This is a genomic window from Ferrovibrio sp., from assembly GCF_965278975.1.
Lineage (GTDB): Bacteria > Pseudomonadota > Alphaproteobacteria > Ferrovibrionales > Ferrovibrionaceae > Ferrovibrio.
In genome coordinates this window covers 2,913,888-2,929,277 of record NZ_OZ257126.1, presented here as the reverse complement: position 1 = coordinate 2,929,277, position 15,390 = coordinate 2,913,888, and the positions used below count along the sequence as shown (strand labels likewise).

Annotated in this window: 16 protein-coding genes and 1 tRNA gene; 5 read left to right on the top strand and 12 right to left on the bottom strand. The window is 62.2% G+C overall.

The features are described 5' to 3' along the window. Positions 1-57 precede the first annotated feature (57 nt). Entirely contained in the window at positions 58-1,722 is a 1,665-nt protein-coding gene (locus ACQY7X_RS14065; protein ID WP_428246044.1) for a hypothetical protein, read from the top strand. Between the two features lie 173 nt (positions 1,723-1,895). On the opposite strand, the gene ACQY7X_RS14060 is transcribed toward ACQY7X_RS14065, so the two are convergent. Further along, a complete protein-coding gene (locus ACQY7X_RS14060; protein ID WP_428246043.1) occupies positions 1,896-2,357 on the bottom strand; it encodes a hypothetical protein in 462 nt (153 codons plus the stop codon). 222 nt (positions 2,358-2,579) lie between these two features. On the opposite strand from ACQY7X_RS14060, the gene ACQY7X_RS14055 reads away from it, so the two are divergent. Continuing rightward, positions 2,580-3,017, top strand: a complete 438-nt coding sequence (locus ACQY7X_RS14055; RefSeq protein WP_428246042.1) for a phage antirepressor KilAC domain-containing protein — start codon at positions 2,580-2,582, stop codon at positions 3,015-3,017. Positions 3,018-3,109: 92 nt separating this feature from the next. Here ACQY7X_RS14055 and ACQY7X_RS14050 read toward each other — a convergent pair whose 3' ends face one another. The 7 genes from ACQY7X_RS14050 to ACQY7X_RS14020 are packed head-to-tail and all read right to left on the bottom strand — an operon-like array spanning position 3,110 to position 9,017. Beyond that, the gene (locus ACQY7X_RS14050; protein WP_428250063.1) at positions 3,110-3,499 is read right to left on the bottom strand and encodes a HesB/IscA family protein; all 390 of its coding nucleotides are present in this window, start codon (positions 3,497-3,499) and stop codon (positions 3,110-3,112) included. 33 nt (positions 3,500-3,532) lie between these two features. Continuing rightward, complete coding sequence (locus ACQY7X_RS14045) at positions 3,533-3,874, bottom strand: SUF system Fe-S cluster assembly protein (protein ID WP_428246041.1); 342 nt, start codon at positions 3,872-3,874, stop codon at positions 3,533-3,535. After that, positions 3,874-5,121 carry a SufS family cysteine desulfurase gene (locus ACQY7X_RS14040; protein WP_428246040.1) on the bottom strand — a complete coding sequence of 416 codons (1,248 nt, stop codon included), beginning with the start codon at positions 5,119-5,121 and terminating at the stop codon, positions 3,874-3,876. Before ACQY7X_RS14040 ends, ACQY7X_RS14045 begins: the two co-directional genes overlap by 1 nt. After that, positions 5,118-6,299 (bottom strand): Fe-S cluster assembly protein SufD, encoded by a 1,182-nt coding sequence (sufD, locus tag ACQY7X_RS14035; RefSeq protein ID WP_428246039.1) that lies wholly within the window; start codon positions 6,297-6,299, stop codon positions 5,118-5,120. The genes ACQY7X_RS14040 and sufD overlap by 4 nt, the downstream gene beginning before the upstream one ends. Next, positions 6,296-7,045: a Fe-S cluster assembly ATPase SufC gene (gene sufC / locus ACQY7X_RS14030; RefSeq protein ID WP_428246038.1), complete on the bottom strand. Its 750-nt coding sequence runs from the start codon at positions 7,043-7,045 to the stop codon at positions 6,296-6,298. The genes sufD and sufC overlap by 4 nt, the downstream gene beginning before the upstream one ends. 11 nt (positions 7,046-7,056) lie before the next feature. Beyond that, positions 7,057-8,532: a Fe-S cluster assembly protein SufB gene (gene sufB / locus ACQY7X_RS14025; protein WP_428246037.1), complete on the bottom strand. Its 1,476-nt coding sequence runs from the start codon at positions 8,530-8,532 to the stop codon at positions 7,057-7,059. A gap of 26 nt (positions 8,533-8,558) precedes the next feature. Further along, positions 8,559-9,017 carry an SUF system Fe-S cluster assembly regulator gene (locus ACQY7X_RS14020; protein ID WP_428246036.1) on the bottom strand — a complete coding sequence of 153 codons (459 nt, stop codon included), beginning with the start codon at positions 9,015-9,017 and terminating at the stop codon, positions 8,559-8,561. Positions 9,018-9,230: 213 nt separating this feature from the next. Between ACQY7X_RS14020 and ACQY7X_RS14015 the strand changes: the two genes are divergently transcribed. Further along, on the top strand, positions 9,231-9,686 hold the full coding sequence (locus tag ACQY7X_RS14015; protein ID WP_428246035.1) for a flavin reductase family protein: 456 nt from the start codon (positions 9,231-9,233) through the stop codon (positions 9,684-9,686). A gap of 6 nt (positions 9,687-9,692) precedes the next feature. Here ACQY7X_RS14015 and ACQY7X_RS14010 read toward each other — a convergent pair whose 3' ends face one another. Then, the gene (locus tag ACQY7X_RS14010; protein WP_428246034.1) at positions 9,693-10,409 is read right to left on the bottom strand and encodes a hypothetical protein; all 717 of its coding nucleotides are present in this window, start codon (positions 10,407-10,409) and stop codon (positions 9,693-9,695) included. A gap of 84 nt (positions 10,410-10,493) precedes the next feature. On the opposite strand from ACQY7X_RS14010, the gene ACQY7X_RS14005 reads away from it, so the two are divergent. Continuing rightward, positions 10,494-11,195, top strand: a complete 702-nt coding sequence (locus ACQY7X_RS14005; protein ID WP_428246033.1) for an exopolysaccharide biosynthesis protein — start codon at positions 10,494-10,496, stop codon at positions 11,193-11,195. 2 nt (positions 11,196-11,197) lie between these two features. Further along, positions 11,198-12,109, top strand: a complete 912-nt coding sequence (locus ACQY7X_RS14000; RefSeq protein ID WP_428246032.1) for a diacylglycerol/lipid kinase family protein — start codon at positions 11,198-11,200, stop codon at positions 12,107-12,109. Between the two features lie 37 nt (positions 12,110-12,146). Here the strand turns inward: ACQY7X_RS14000 and ACQY7X_RS13995 are convergent. The 3 genes from ACQY7X_RS13995 to mrdA all read right to left on the bottom strand — a co-directional run bounded on the left by ACQY7X_RS13995 (position 12,147) and on the right by mrdA (position 15,388). Next, a tRNA-Lys gene (locus ACQY7X_RS13995) sits at positions 12,147-12,222 on the bottom strand. Between the two features lie 83 nt (positions 12,223-12,305). After that, complete coding sequence (gene rodA / locus ACQY7X_RS13990) at positions 12,306-13,454, bottom strand: rod shape-determining protein RodA (protein WP_428246031.1); 1,149 nt, start codon at positions 13,452-13,454, stop codon at positions 12,306-12,308. A gap of 2 nt (positions 13,455-13,456) precedes the next feature. Further along, a complete protein-coding gene (mrdA, locus tag ACQY7X_RS13985) occupies positions 13,457-15,388 on the bottom strand; it encodes a penicillin-binding protein 2 (protein WP_428246030.1) in 1,932 nt (643 codons plus the stop codon). Between the last annotated feature and the right edge of the window lie 2 nt (positions 15,389-15,390).

Genomic DNA, 15,390 nt, shown 5'->3' with positions numbered 1-15,390 from the left:
GATTTACCAAGTCCCGGTAGATTTGTCCCGGCCCCCTGGAGGGGGCGTAGCGATAGCATGAGCCACATCCAGCCCGCCGACCTGCCGCCCCCCAGCCTTGCAGCTGAGCGCCGCGACCCCAGCCGCAGCCTGCTGCTGCGTCTCGACTGGTCGCGCCTGCTCTATGGCTTCCTGCTGGTGCTCTGCGCCACCTGGATCGTCGGGTACTTCTTCCCGCCGATCAATCATGACACAGCGGTGCTGCTTTATATCTCCAAGGTGTGGCTGGAAGGTGGCAAGCTTTATGTCGATGCCATCGACATGAACACGCCGCTGACCTTCGTGCTGCATCTGCTGCCGGAAGCTTTGGCGAAAGTAACCGGCCTGCCCGGCACCACCTTGCTGGTGGTCTGCCTCGCCATCGGCATCGCCGCTTCCTACATGACCTGCCGCTGGGTGCTGGCCGCCAGCCTGGACCCGGCCCATGCCACCGCCGACGCCCTGCTGCCGCTGCTGCTGCTGTTTTTGCTGATCGTGTTTCCGAACCAGACCTTCGGCCAGCGCGAACATATCCTGCTGGTGCTGGCCATCCCCTATCTGCTGGTCGCCTCGGGTCGCGCTCAGGGCGAAGACTTGAGCCAGCGATTGCGCCTCACAACCGCCCTGCTCGCCGGCATCGGCTTCTGCATCAAGCCGTATTTCATCGCCATCCCCGCGCTGGTCGAACTCTATGTACTGGCGCGGCGCGGCTGGCGTGCCGAACTGCGCGACCCGGTGCCCTGGAGCATGCTGGCGGTGGGCATGGCACACGCGCTGTTTGCGCTGTTCGTGACGCCGGAATACTTCACCATCGCACTGCCGATCGCGCGTGAATTCTATTCCGTGGTCAGCGACACCGACTGGCTGAACCTGATCACCGGCCCGCATCTCGGCCCGCCCAGCGTGATCCTGCCGCTGCTCGGCATCCCGGCCTGGTTCGCGATCCGCTCGGATCTGGCACGTGTCATCTGGCTCGCCGGCCTTGGCGCGCTATTCTCTGCCTATGCCCAGGGCAAGGGCTGGCCCTACCAGGCGATGCCGGCCCAGGCGCTCACCCTGCTGCTCGCCGCCGTGATCATCGCCCATGTGATGGATCATCAGGTGTGGCCGCGCCGCACCATTGTCGGCGGCCAGCCGCGCCAGCAGGGGCCACGCCTGTTCGCTGCCGCATTGATGCTGCTGGTTTTCTACCAGGAGGGCCTGCACACCCGGCCATTCTTCAAGCAGCTCGAATACGCCAACTCGGAAGTCCCGCGCCTGCTGCATATCATCAAGCAGGAGGCGTACAACAACCGCGTGCTGGTGCTTTCGCCCGGTATCTATCCGCATTTCCCGATCATGAATTATGCCGGTGCCCGCATGACCATGCGCTTTGAAAGCATGTGGGTGCTGCAGGGCGCCTATGCCGACTGTTCGGAATTCGCCCCGCTCTACAATCCGCCGGAAGCCATGAGCCGGGGCGAATCCTTCGTGTTCCGCTCAGTGGCGGAGGATTTCTACAAGAAGAAGCCGGCACTGCTGATCGTCGACAAGGTGGCCGGCATCCCGCGCTGCCAGGGCGAGGTATTCGACTATCTCGACTATTTCCTGCGCAACCCGCTTTTTGCCAAGCGGTTCGAGGATTATGACCAGCTCATGGAATTCGACCGCTATGTGATCTACAAGCGCCGCCAGCCGGCACCCCAGGTGCAGGCGGCATCGTAAACGGGATTGCTTCACGTGAAACAATCCACGAACGCAACCAAGGGCCACTTCTCTACTCTTCTGAACAACGGCACATAAAAAAAATATTAGATTACTAGGAAAATAACACCACTGATTTTATGCAGTTAAAAACTCTCTTTTCAAAATCACACTGGCGAAAGGTTCAGATACCCTCAGAAAGGAATATCTTCATCTAAATCCTCTCGCTTCGTGCGCAACTTGGCACCCTCAGAAGACAGGGGAACCATATTTCTCCACTCACCATATTGATATTCTTGCCAAACCCATTTCTTACTAGACTTATTAAATAGGAATCTTTCTTGCTGTTCTTCTTTATCTCCCAAGTAAATATACAAATAGTCGGCATCAATCGTAGTGCTTGTAATTAATGGATGATCCGCCGTTAAGAAATTTATTATATCCCCCACACTTTGTCCTCTAGCTGTTGCAGTCTGACATCTCTTAAATAAGTCAGAAGGCTTATCTTTTGTCTTCAAGCCATCCTCAATTAGTACTTTTAAAGCATCAGACTCGGTAGAGATTCCGCGAGTAATACGGAAATCTTCCACACGCTCTGCAAGGTCAGCGGGAAGCGTGACTAACTTTCGAACTGTCTTTTTAAGCGTTACCGCCACAGTAAACCTCGCGATTCAGGCGGCGTTACATATCATATCAGAACAGAACGGGCAAATCGAAAATTTATCACCGCCGCTGATACAGGAGTGTATCAAGACTTGATACCAGCTCCGTATTATTATTACATTCGAAACCTCTACGGCGGCCAGTTTTGCAGGCCGGACCGCCGTAGAGGCCTCATAACCGGCGTTTAAACGCCAGATATCACAGGAGTACCTCCAATGACGGCTCACAATATGGCCGGCGAAACGGTCAACAGCAACCCTGATCACCTCAACCTTGATGATCCGAGCATGTTGCGCGAATTGCTTTTGCGATACGCCAACCGCGTGCAGAAGACCGAAGACCAGCTGACTCGCGCCCTGCCTAAGGCAGAAGCATATGACCAGATTATTCACGCAACGGGCTACATCTCAGTGGATGAGGCGGCAAAGATGCTTGAAATGAAAAATGCTCGTAATCTTTATCGTTGGTTGCGAGCCAACATGTGGGTAGACAAACGAGTCGAAATTAACACTCCTCGCCAGGAAATCATCGAGCTTGGCTTGATGGTGATCCGCTTGGCTAACTTGCCGAACGGCAGGATTTACGCTCAACCTATGTTCACGCCCATCGGTATTGATGCTCTGCGCAAAGAATTGGCACACACAAAGAGTTAGCCTGTTGTAGAAACCCTGCCTCTAGCCACACCGACTGAAAAAGGCGGGCAGTAATACTGCCCGCCTTCTATTTTACACTTAACGAAGCGCCGTCAGACGTGGAAGCTCTCGCCGCAGCCGCAGCGGCCCTTTTCGTTGGGATTGCGGAACACGAAGCCGGCCTGCAGCTTGTCCTCCACCCAGTCGATCTCGGTGCCGAAGATGAACATCTGCGCCTTCGGATCGATGAAGATGGTGACGCCCTTGTCGGTCACTTCCTCGTCGAACTTGGCTTTCTCCTCGGCATAGGTCACGTCGTAGGCCATGCCGGAGCAGCCCTTGGTCTTGACCCCGATGCGGAGGCCCAGCACCGGCTTGTCGCTGCGCGCGATCAACGAGCGCACACGCTCGGCGGCGGCCTCGGTCAGTGTCACCGGCGGCGGCAGCGCGCGGCGCGGTTTGGCCGCCGCTGGCTTCGGCGCTTCAGTCTGTTGCGTATCCATGCTCATGACGTCACCCTTACATCATGCCCAATCTTACATCATGCCGAGTTCGAGGCGGGCAGCCTCGGACATATTCTCTTGCGTCCACGGCGGTTCCCAGACGATCTCCACCGTGACTTCGCCAACACCCTCGACCTCGCGCGCCTTGACCTCGACCTCGCCCGGCATCGACTGCGCGGCCGGGCAATTGGGTGAGGTAAGCGTCATCTCGATGGCGACATCGTTGGTGTCGTCGTTCACATCCACCTTGTATATAAGGCCCAATTCAAAAATGTTAACCGGGATTTCCGGGTCGTAGACGGTTTTCAACGCCTCGATCACCTGGTCCCGCACCTGTTCCGGCGCCACCGCCGGCTTTTTCGCCTTCGCGCCCATCAGCCGAAAATCTCCATCACCCGCTTCAACCCGGCGCAAAGCGCATCCACTTCCGCCCGGGTGTTGTACATGCCGAAACTGGCCCGCACCGTGGCATTGACGCCGAAACGATCCATCAGCGGATGGGCGCAATGCTGGCCGACGCGTACCGCGATGCCCTCGCGATCAAGAATGGTGCCGACATCATGGGCGTGGATGCCTTCAAGCACGAAGGAAATCACCGCACCCTTCTCCGGGGCCTCGCCGATGATGCGCAGGCTGTTGATCTCTTTCAGCTTCGCCGTGGCATAAACCAGCAGGTCATGCTCATGAGCGGCGATGGCCTCAATGCCTACTGCCTGCACATAGTCGATGGCGGCGCCGAGCCCGACAGCCTCGATGAAGGCCGGCGTGCCAGCCTCGAATTTATGCGGCAATTCGGCCCATTCGTTCTTCTCGAAGGTGACCGAGAGGATCATGTCGCCGCCACCCTGCCAGGGTGGCATGGCTTCCAGCAACGCGGCCTTGCCATAGAGCACGCCGATGCCGGTGGGACCATAAAGCTTATGCCCGGTGAAGACGTAGAAATCGGCATCCAGCGCCTGCACATCCACGGGCATGTGCTGCACCGCCTGGCTGCCGTCGATCAGCACACGGGCACCAGCCGCATGGGCCAGCCGCACGATTTCGGCCACCGGATTGACCGTGCCAAGCACATTCGACACATGGGCGATGGCAACCAGCTTGGTACGCGGCCCGAGCAGGGCCTTGAAACCGGCCATATCCAGGCTGCCATCATCCAGCACCGGCGCCACTTTCAGCACAATACCATGGCGGTCACGCAGCAGCTGCCACGGCACGATATTGGCGTGGTGCTCCATATGGCTGATCAGCACTTCATCGCCGGCTTTCAGCAAACCATAGCCGAAGGAATTCGCCACCAGGTTCACGGCCTCGGTGGCATTGCGGGTGAATACGACTTCACGCACATCACCGGCATTGATGAAGGCGCGGACTTTCTCACGCGCATCTTCATAGGCATCGGTGGCAAGCTGGCTGAGCTGGTAGATGCCGCGATGCACATTGGCATATTGCGTGGCAAATGCCTTGCTCATGGCATCGATCACCACCTGCGGCTTCTGCGCGCTGGCGCCGGAATCGAGAAACACCAGCGGCTTGCCATAGACCTTCTGCGCCAGGATCGGGAAATCCTGGCGGATGCGCTCGACATCGAAGCCTGTGGTTGCGGTATTGAGTTGGGCGCTCATGTGGCGAACCAATCTTCCAGCGCGGCGATGAAAGGCAGCCGCAGGTCGCCCTGCGGAATCGCCTCCAGGATTTCAGCGGCGAAGCCTTCCAGCAGCAGGCGACGGGCCAGCGCCGCATCAATGCCGCGGGCGCGGAGATAGAACAGCATGTTGGCATCCAGGTCACCGACCGTGGCGCCATGGCTGCATTTCACGTCGTCGGCCAGGATCTCAAGCTCGGGCTTGGTATCGATGGCGGCATCGTCCGACAGCAACAGCGTGCGGCAAAGCTGCTGCGCATCGGTCTGCTGCGCGCCGGGAGCAACGCGGATGCGGCCCTGGAACACGGCATGGCCGTGATCATCCACCACATTCTTGAACAACTGGTTGCTGGCGCAGCCGGCAGCTTCATGGGCCAGCCGCAAGGTATGATCCAGATGCGCCTTGCCACTGGCCAGGCTCAACCCCTGAGCATCGAGTTGCGCGCCCTCGCCTGCAAGTGTCACTGCCAGTTCATGGCGCGCGATGGCCCCGCCCAGCATGAGCGAGACATGGCGGTATTCAGCATTGGCGCCAAGCCGGGCCTCGGTGAGACCGGCATGATAGGCCTCGGCACTATGGCGCTGTAGCCGGGCATGGAACAGCTTCGCGCCAGGTGCCAGCTCGATCTTGATCCGGCTGTTGGAAAAGCCGCCGCCTTCATGGCTCTCGAACAGCGCGGCGGAAGCGCCCTCGCCCAGCCGCAACAGGCAGGTGATATTCGCCAGGCCCTCGGCATCATCGTTGCGCAGATCAAGATGGATCGGCTTGGGCAGCGCCACGCCCGGCGCCACATCGAGCAGCCAGCCATCGCTGAGCAGGGCCGCGTTCAGTGCCACCAGCGCATCGGCCGCGTCATGGCCGGCAGGCACCAGCGCCTTCGCCAGCGCCTCGCCCTGTTCGGCCAGGGCCTTGGCAATCGGCACCAGCCTCACGCCCTCGGGCAGTGGCGCGGCAAAGGGTGCGGCACCATTGGCGGCAAGCCGCCAGCCGCGCTTTTCCACTGGCTGCAACGAGGTAAACTTCCAGGCCTCGACCTTGCGGCCCGGCAGGCCGGTGCGGCGCAGATCGGCCAACCCACCCTCGCGCAAAGCCTGCGCGGCGGGCAAGGCCGGCAATTCCGCCTGCAACCTGGCGATATGGTCAGCGAAGAGGCTCACGCCGCCTCCGACACGATATCGGCATAGCCCTTGGCCTCAAGCTCAAGCGCCAGTTCCTTACCGCCCGACTTCACGATGCGGCCCTTGGCCAGCACATGCACATGATCCGGCACGATGTAATCCAGCAGGCGCTGGTAATGCGTGATCACCAGGGCGGAACGTTCCGGGCCGCGCAGCGCGTTGACGCCTTCGGCGACGATCTTGAGCGCATCGATATCCAAGCCGCTATCGGTCTCATCCAGCAGCATCAGGCTCGGCTCCAGCATCAGCATCTGGAACACTTCATTGCGCTTCTTCTCGCCGCCGGAAAAGCCGACATTCACCGGGCGCTGCAGGAACTTCTCGTCCATCTGCAACTGCTTCATCTTGGCCCGCGCCGCCTTCAGGAAGCTCATGGCATCCAGTTCGGCCAAGCCGCGATGCTTGCGCACAGCATTGACGGCGGAACGCAGGAATACCGCATTGGCAACGCCGGGAATTTCCACCGGATACTGGAAAGCCAGGAACACGCCTTCACGGGCGCGTTCTTCCGGCTCCATGCTCAGCAGGCTCTGGCCATTGAACAGGATGTCTCCTTCGGTGACGTCATAGCCATCGCGGCCAGCCAGCACATAGGACAGCGTGGATTTGCCCGAACCATTCGGCCCCATGATGGCATGCACTTCACCGGGCCGCATCACCAGGTTGATGCCGCGCAGGATGTCCTTGCCATCGACACGGGCATGCAGGTTCTTGATCTCAAGCATCTGACTCATCCTTAGCCTACCGAGCCTTCAAGGCTGACGCCGAGCAGCTTCTGCGCCTCGATGGCAAATTCCATGGGCAGCTTCTGCAACACGTCCTTGCAGAAACCGTTGACGATGGTGGAGACGGCATCTTCCGCCGACAGGCCGCGCTGGCGGCAATAGAACAGCTGATCATCGGAAATGCGTGAAGTGGTGGCTTCATGCTCCACCTTGGCGGAGCGGTTGCGCACTTCGATATACGGCACGGTATGGCCGCCGCATTTGTCGCCGATCAGCAAGCTGTCGCATTGCGAATAGTTGCGCGCATTCTTGGCGCCGTGCTGCATGCGCACCAAGCCGCGATAGGTATTCTGCGCCTTACCCGCGGAAATGCCCTTGGAGATGATGGTGGATTTGGTGTTGGCGCCAAGATGGATCATCTTGGTGCCGGTATCGGCCTGCTGCGCGTTATTCGCCACCGCAACCGAGTAGAACTCACCCACGCTGTCATCACCCTGCAGGATCACGGACGGATATTTCCAGGTGATCGCCGAGCCGGTCTCGACCTGGGTCCAGGAAATCTTCGAGCGCGCGCCACGGCAGGCGCCGCGCTTGGTGACGAAATTATAGATACCGCCCTTGCCGTTCTTGTCGCCCGGATACCAGTTCTGCACCGTGGCATAGCGGATCTCGGCATCTTCCATGGCTACCAGCTCGACCACCGCCGCATGCAGCTGATTATCATCACGCATCGGCGCGGTGCAGCCTTCGAGGTAGGACACATAAGCGCCCTTGTCGACGACAATGAGCGTGCGCTCGAACTGGCCGGTCTTGGCCTCGTTGATGCGGAAATAGGTGCTGAGCTCCATCGGGCAGCGCACGCCCGGCGGCACATAGACGAAGCTGCCATCGGAGAACACGGCACAGTTCAGCGTTGCGTAATAGTTATCCGCCATCGGCACCACTGAGCCGAGATACTTCTGCACCAGTTCGGGATACTCGCGGATCGCTTCCGACATGGAGCAGAAGATGATGCCCATCTCCTTCAGCTTGCCCTTGAAGGTGGTGGCAACCGAAACGCTGTCGAACACCGCATCCACCGCAACGTTGCTGCCGCCCTTCTCGATGCCGAGCAGGGCTTCGCGCTCGCGCAGCGGGATGCCGAGTTTCTCATAGGTGGCGAGCAGTTCGGGATCCACCTCATCCAGGCTGGCCGGCCCCTTCTTCTGCTTCGGCGAGGCGTAATAGTGGATGTCCTCGAAATCGATCTTGGGATAGCTGACGCGCGCCCAGGTCGGCTCGCGGTCCTCCATCTTGCGCCACATGCGGTAGGCCTTGAGGCGCCATTCCAGCATCCATTCCGGCTCGCCCTTCTTGGCCGAGATGAAACGCACCACATCCTCGCTCAGGCCCTTGGGCAGAACCTCGGATTCGATGTCGGTGACGAAGCCGTATTTGTAATCGCCGAGCTTGGCGACAGTATCGATGGTTTCAAGGGCGGCAGGCATGGGGCACCTGGGCTGCTTCTACTGGTTCAAGTCGGGCGGCTCGCCGCGGGGCGTTCCGCGGGCGGCTGCATGAAATCGAAGGCCGGTCGCGCCAGTTCGGCGAGACTGACCGATTCCAGCGCCTGACGGATGGCGCTGTTGATCTTGTGGATGCCGCGCCGCGAGACGCAGAGGTTTTCGCGGTCGCAGGCACTGGGCTGGTGCTCGGAGCATTGCGTCAGCGCGATCGGGCCATCCAGCGCCGAGACGATATCGGCCACCGTCACCGCCTGCGGCTCGCGGCTGAGCGAATAGCCGCCACGGGCGCCACGCTGCGAGGCGAGCAGGCCGGCACGGCACAGCTTGGCCATCAGCTTGGCCACCGTCGGGCCCGGCAGGCCGGTGGCCGCAGCGGCGGCATCCGCCGTGTGCACGGCAGCGGGGGCGGCAGCCATATGGGCCATCACCATCACGCCATAATCCGCCAATCGGCTCAGCCGCAGCATCGTTTCGGTTCCATCCTAGCTTGTTCGCGCGCAAATAAGACCATTTTGGTCTGGTTTGCAAGATGGTGGCCTGCCGAACGAAGTCAAGCCGCCGAAAAGATTGCGCTATTTGCGAATCAGCCGCATCTTGAGGCCATGTCTGACCACCCCATGCCCGACCCTGGCCTTGCCCCTGGCCCAGACCCCAATCTGCGGGGGGACTTCCGCGCCGCCATGCGCCGGTTGGCCGCCACGGTCACCGTGCTGTCCGCCCGCGACCCGCAGGGCCGGCGCTGCGGCATGACCGCCACGGCGGTCACTTCCGTATCGGCCGATCCGCCGGCCCTGCTGGCCTGCGTCAACCGCTCGGCGGCTTTGCATGCCCATCTGGGCCTGGGCAACCGCTTCTGCATCAACCTGCTGCATACCGGGCAGCAGCCGATTTCGGAAATCTGCAGCGGCGGCGCCGAAGGAGAGGCCCGCTTCGATACCGGCGACTGGCGCGAGGATGCCGAGAACGTACCCTATCTGCACGATGCCCAGGCCAATATCGTCTGCGCCGTGGAAGCCGTGCATGCCTATGGCTCGCACGGGATTTTCATCGGCAAAGTGCTGCGGGTGATCAATCGCAACGCCATCGCGCCGCTGGTCTACCAGGATGGCCGCTATATGCGGACGGAGCCGCTTTAGCCTTATCTAGCCGTAATAGGCCAGCACGGTGAGCAGGCGGCGGAACTCGTTCACCACCTGGCGTTCCACCTTCTCGTTCAGTGCCACCACGCTGCGCAGGCGCCGGCGGCGGCTGAGCGGCAAAGGCGGCAGCGGCGCGCGGTTGGCGCCTGGCGGCCCCGCGAACGGGCGCAGCGGCACCACCTTGGCGGCGGCTGGCGGCGCCTTCGGTTTCGGCGGCGGCACGGCGATCTGCGGTTTCGGCGGCACCGGCTTGGGCAGCGGGGCTAATTTCAGCGGCGGGCGCTGCTTGAAGCCTTCCGAGCCATACACCACGATCCGCGCTTTGTCCTCCTGCTCCTCGATCATCAGCAGCGTCGGGAACCGCTGCGCCAGCAGGGCGAAGGTTTCCGGCGCCATGAAGGTCGGTTCAGGTATCGCGCACCAGCGGTACTGGCCCTCGAAACCCAGGGGCTTGCCGCGCGCGGCATAGAGCTTGGACAGGGCTTCGGCGAATTTGCGGTCCTGCTGGAACACCAGCACCACCTGGCGATGCAGGTCCTCCGGCCGGTAGCGGCGCACCACGATCAGCGCCATCTCGGTCGGCCGCGCGCCGATGGCGGCGGCGGCACCATAGAAACCGAATACCGTGCCGGCGGCGCGCACATCCTGGGTCAGGAAGGCCAGACGCTCGGCATGGGGCACGGTGCCCAGGGCAGCGAAGAAACGGGGCGCGAAGCTCATGGCCGCATCCTACCCGGCGAGGCGGGCCCGAGGCGAGTCCGCAAAGCTTAACAAGCTCCTAACAAGCGTCATCGGGCTGCCATCATGCCGCCCCATTTCCCGGGCGAAGTAACGGACATGATTACGCAATCCCCTGCCAGCAACAACCCGGCGGTGCAACGCCCGGCCTCCATCGCCCACGATCTGGCCAAGCTGCGCCGCCTGGGCCGCGACCGCCCGGTGACGCTTGCCGAAGCCGCCGAACTATTCGCCGAACGCTCGGCTTTGCTCCTGCTGCTGTTCCTCGGCCTGCTCGGCCTGATGCCCTCGCCGGGCCTGCCGCTCGGCTTCCTCACCGGCTCGCTGATCGTGGCCGTGGCCGGTGGCATGCTGCTGGCGCTGCTGCTGCGCCGTGACCATGCCCAGGCACCACTGCCTGCCGTGCTGGCACGGCGCGAGCTTTCCAGCGGCTTCCTCGACCGTTTCCTGCGCTACACGATTCCCCGCCTGCGCCGGCTGGAGCGTCATTTCCGCCCGCGCCTGACCTGGATGCTCGGCGGCCTGGGCCTGGCACTGGCTCTGCTCGGCATCATGGTGCAGGCCATCGGTCTGGCCCTGCCGATCCCTTTTGCCAACGCGCCTTTCGCCGTCGGCATCATCCTGATCGCGCTGGGCCTGCTGACCCGTGATGGCCTAGGCGTACTGGCTGGTCAGGCGCTGGGCCTGATCAGCACCGGTGTCTGCGTCGGCCTTGGCGTCGCCGCCTGGCATGCCGGCACCGGCATCTCCGACCTGCTGCCCTGGTAGCCATGACGACCCAAGTGGTGATCAACGCGGCCTCGGGCACGGCCAGGCGCCATGGCCCGGAGGCATTGGGCAGCCTGATCCGCGAGGCGGCGCTGGCCCATGGCCAGGAAGATGTGCGCGTGCATGTGGTGCCGCCGGATGCCTTGCTGGGCAGCCTGCGGCGCGCTGCCAACGAAGCCGAGGAAGTCTGGGTCGGCGGCGGCGATGGCACGCTGCGCAGTGCTGCGGGCCTGCTCAAAAAACGCGGGACGCAGCCCGGCGGCATCCTGGGCGTATTGCCGCTCGGCACCATGAATCTGCTGGCCCGCGACCTCAATATCCCCTTGGAAATCGACCGCGCCGTGGCGGCCCTGAGCCAGGGCACTGTTGCCGCCATCGACCTGGGCCGCATCAACGACCGCCTGTTCCTCAACAAATCCGCCCTCGGCCTTTATCCGGACATGGTGGTGGACCGCGAGCGCCGCCGCCGCCTCTGGGGCTTGAGCAAATGGGGCGCCATGCTGCGGTCTGCCTGGCGCGCGGTGCGGCGCCACCGCCTGATGCAGATCACCATCGACCACCAGGGCCAGCGGCGCGAAATCCTCTCGCCCGCCATTGTCGTGGCAGTGGGGGCCTACGAATTCCGCGCCGGGCAGCTGTTTGGCCGCCCCGATCTGCAGAGCGGCGAACTCACTGCCTATATCTCGCATGAGAAGAACTGGCTTGGCTCGGCCAGCCAGCTCGCCAAGCTGTTCCTTGGCACATTGGACAGTGATCCGCGTTTGGAAGTGATCAAGGCGGAACACCTGCGCATCGATTTCGCCCGGCCCAAGCCGGTGGCCAATGATGGCGAAATCGACATGCTGCCCGGCCCGATCGACTATGCCGTGGAGCCGCAGGCGTTGCGCGTGCGATTGCCGAAGCTGGAATTCTGAGGGAACGGATCGATTGGAGATCATTCCTAGGAAGGAATGGTGGGCGCACCAGGGCTCGAACCTGGGACCCGCTGATTAAGAGTCAGCTGCTCTACCAACTGAGCTATGCGCCCAATCAAATCCGGCGCGCAACATACTCGGATTCGCAGCGATTGCAAGGGCTATCCCAGGGGCAAATTCGCGCCCTGGGGATAACCTACAAACCGCTCATATGCCTGGGAATTTCCACATCGCGGTGGACATAGACGCCGATCAGCAGGCCGATGCCGATCAGCAATGTCATCATCGCCGTGCCGCCATAGCTGACCAGCGGCAGCGGCACGCCCACCACCGGCACCATGCCAGACACCATGGCGATGTTGATGAAGACATAGAGGAACAGCATGGTGGTGAGGCCGCCGGCCACCAGGCGCCCGAACTGATTGCGCGAGCGCATGGCGATCGCATAGCCATAGGCCAGCACCAGGATGTAGAGCGTGATCAGGCCGAGCGCGCCGACCAGGCCCTGTTCCTCGGCCAGCATGGTGAAGATGAAGTCGGTCTGCTTTTCCGGCAGGAAACTCAGATGGCTCTGGCTGCCTTGCAGGAAGCCCTTGCCCATGAAGCCGCCGGAGCCGAGCGCGATCTTGGATTGCAGGATGTGGTAGCCGGCGCCGAGCGGATCCTGCTCCGGGTTCATGAAGGTGAGCACGCGCTTGCGCTGATAATCGTGCATCAGATTCCAGGCAATCGGCAGTGCCGAACCGCCTGCAATAATGACCAGCAGGAATTTCCACATGCGCACGCCGGCATAGAAAAACACCGCGCCGGAAGTGGCGAGCAGCAGCATCGCGGTACCGAGATCGGGCTGTTTCATCACCAGCACCACCGGCGCCACCACCAGGCCGAGCGGGATGAACAGCCAGCGGATCATGCCGACCTCCTCATGCGACAAGCCGTGGAAATAGCGTGCCAGGGCCAGCACGATGGAAATCTTCATGATCTCCGAGGGCTGGATATGGAGAACGCCGAGATCAAGCCAGCGCTGCGCGCCCATGCCGACACGGCCAACCAGTTCCACCGCCACCAGCAGCACCAGGGCCACGGCGTAGAACAGATAGGCCGCCCGCATCCAGATGCGGATATCGGTAACCGCGATCAGGGTCATGACGCCAAGGCCGATGGCGAAGCGCAGCATCTGGCGGTCGGCCCAGGGATCGATATCGCCGCCCGCCGCCGAAAAAAGCTGGATGAAGCCGACACTGGCGATCATGCAGATCAGCAGCACCAGACCCCAGGTGATGTCACGCAGCTTGCGGCCCAATGTCAGGTCGTTGCCACGGCTGAGCAGAGACGTCCGGCGCATGTTCAGCCTTCCCGCGGCTTGGGCGGTCGCGCCGATTGCGGCCCGGCAGGCGTGTCGGCGGTGGTAGCCGGCGGCGGACCCGGTGCCCGGTTGCGGCGCGAGGGATCAAGCCGCTGGGTTTCCAGCAGGATATCGCGCGCGATGGGGGCCGCTGCCTTGGAACCTGAGCCGCCATGCTCGACGATCACGGCGATGCAGTAGCGTGGATTGCCCACTGGCGCATAGGCAACGAACAGGGCGTGGTCGCGCTCCTCCCAGGGTTTCTCCTCGTTCTTGCGCACGCGGGTATCGCGTTCGGCCTTGGAGATACGTCGCACCTGGCTGGAACCTGTCTTGCCAGCCATGGCGAATTGCGGCTGGGTGATACGGGCACCATGGGCGGTGCCGCGCGGCGGCGTGGTGACGCGCACCATGCCTTCCTGCACCACTTCGAGATGCTCGCGCTTGATGTTGAGTGAATTGTAAAGCTGGCTGGCCGGGCGCTGCTCTGGCGAAGGCCCCAGCACATCATCATGCCGCACCAGGCGCGGCTGCACGGCATAGCCGCCATTGGCCAGCCGGGCGGTCATCACGCAAAGCTGCAGCGGCGTCGCCAGCACATAGCCCTGGCCGATACCCACCACCAGGGTTTCGCCCTGCGCCCAGGGCTGGCCCAAGGCGCCCTGCTTCCAGGCACGGGTCGGCATCAGGCCGCGGCGCTCGCCGGTGACATCAAGGCCACTGACATCGCCAAGGCCAAGCCGCTTGCCCATATCGGCGATCTTGTCGACGCCGATACGGCGGGCGGCTTCATAGAAGTAAACGTCGCAGCTCTCTTCCAGTGCCTGCACCAGATTCATGCTGCCATGGCCGCCCTTCTTCCAGCAGTGGAAGGTGTTGTTGCCGAATTCCATATGGCCAGGGCAGAAGACGCGGCTATCGGGCGTGACGCCGCCGGCTTCCAGCGCGGCCAGGCCCACCACCATCTTGAAGGTGGAACCGGGCGGGTACTGACCCTGCACCGATTTATTGGTCAGCGGGCGGTATTTATCGCCATTGAGCTGGCGCCATTGCGCCGTGGTGATGCCGACATTGAACCAGTTGGGATCGAAGCCGGGATTGGATACCAGCGTCAGAACCTCGCCGGTATGCACATCCATCACCACCGCCGCGGCGCTTTCATCCTTCAGCCGCTCGGCGGCGAAGCGTTGCAGGTCGGCATCAATGGTCAGCACCACATCATCGCCGGTCAGGCCGTCGGTGCGATCCAGTTCGCGGATGGCGCGGCCATAGGCATTGACCTCGATCTGGCTATGGCCCGCACGGCCGCGCAGATCCTCGTCAAACAGCTTTTCAATGCCGCTTTTGCCAATGCGGAAGCCCGGCAGTTCCAGCAGCGGATCGTCGCCGAGCTCGTTCTCCGACACGGCGCCGACATAGCCCACCACATGGCTGAACACCGCGCCCATGCCATAGTCACGCGTCTCGCCAACATCAAGCTGCACACCCGGCAGATCCGGCGAATGGAGGTTGATGCGGGCGAAGTCCTCCCAGGACAAGTTTTCCGACACCACCACCGGCACGAATTTGCGCCGCCGCTCCACCTCACGCTTCACGCGGGCGCGCTGGGTGTCGTCGATATGGATCAGGTCGGCCAGCTTGGTCAGCGTGGCATCGACATTGCGCGCCTGTTCGGCAACGATCAGCACGCGGTAATTGCGCCGGTTGGAGGCAAGCTCGGTGCCGAAGCGGTCGAGCACGCGGCCACGGCGCGGCGGCAGCAGGCGCATCGAGATGCGGTTTTCATCCGAGAGCAGCGTATAGCGGCCGGATTCCAGCACCTGAAGATAATAGAGCCGCCCGGCCAATGCGCCGAACAGAGCCAATTGCCCAACCCCGAGCATCAGCGCCCGGCGGCTGAACACGCGCTGCAAATCCTGGTCGCGCCTATTCATGG

Coding starts and splice junctions, on each gene's coding strand:
- ACQY7X_RS14005 (WP_428246033.1), top strand. CDS start 10,494: ATGCCGCCCCATTTCCCGGGCGAAGTAACGGACATGATTACGCAATCC.
- sufC (WP_428246038.1), bottom strand. CDS start 7,045: ATGCTTGAGATCAAGAACCTGCATGCCCGTGTCGATGGCAAGGACATC.
- ACQY7X_RS14020 (WP_428246036.1), bottom strand. CDS start 9,017: ATGCTGCGGCTGAGCCGATTGGCGGATTATGGCGTGATGGTGATGGCC.
- ACQY7X_RS14010 (WP_428246034.1), bottom strand. CDS start 10,409: ATGAGCTTCGCGCCCCGTTTCTTCGCTGCCCTGGGCACCGTGCCCCAT.
- ACQY7X_RS14045 (WP_428246041.1), bottom strand. CDS start 3,874: ATGGGCGCGAAGGCGAAAAAGCCGGCGGTGGCGCCGGAACAGGTGCGG.
- ACQY7X_RS14050 (WP_428250063.1), bottom strand. CDS start 3,499: ATGGATACGCAACAGACTGAAGCGCCGAAGCCAGCGGCGGCCAAACCG.
- ACQY7X_RS14055 (WP_428246042.1), top strand. CDS start 2,580: ATGACGGCTCACAATATGGCCGGCGAAACGGTCAACAGCAACCCTGAT.
- mrdA (WP_428246030.1), bottom strand. CDS start 15,388: ATGAATAGGCGCGACCAGGATTTGCAGCGCGTGTTCAGCCGCCGGGCG.
- ACQY7X_RS14065 (WP_428246044.1), top strand. CDS start 58: ATGAGCCACATCCAGCCCGCCGACCTGCCGCCCCCCAGCCTTGCAGCT.
- rodA (WP_428246031.1), bottom strand. CDS start 13,454: ATGCGCCGGACGTCTCTGCTCAGCCGTGGCAACGACCTGACATTGGGC.
- ACQY7X_RS14015 (WP_428246035.1), top strand. CDS start 9,231: ATGCGCCGGTTGGCCGCCACGGTCACCGTGCTGTCCGCCCGCGACCCG.
- sufB (WP_428246037.1), bottom strand. CDS start 8,532: ATGCCTGCCGCCCTTGAAACCATCGATACTGTCGCCAAGCTCGGCGAT.
- ACQY7X_RS14000 (WP_428246032.1), top strand. CDS start 11,198: ATGACGACCCAAGTGGTGATCAACGCGGCCTCGGGCACGGCCAGGCGC.
- ACQY7X_RS14040 (WP_428246040.1), bottom strand. CDS start 5,121: ATGAGCGCCCAACTCAATACCGCAACCACAGGCTTCGATGTCGAGCGC.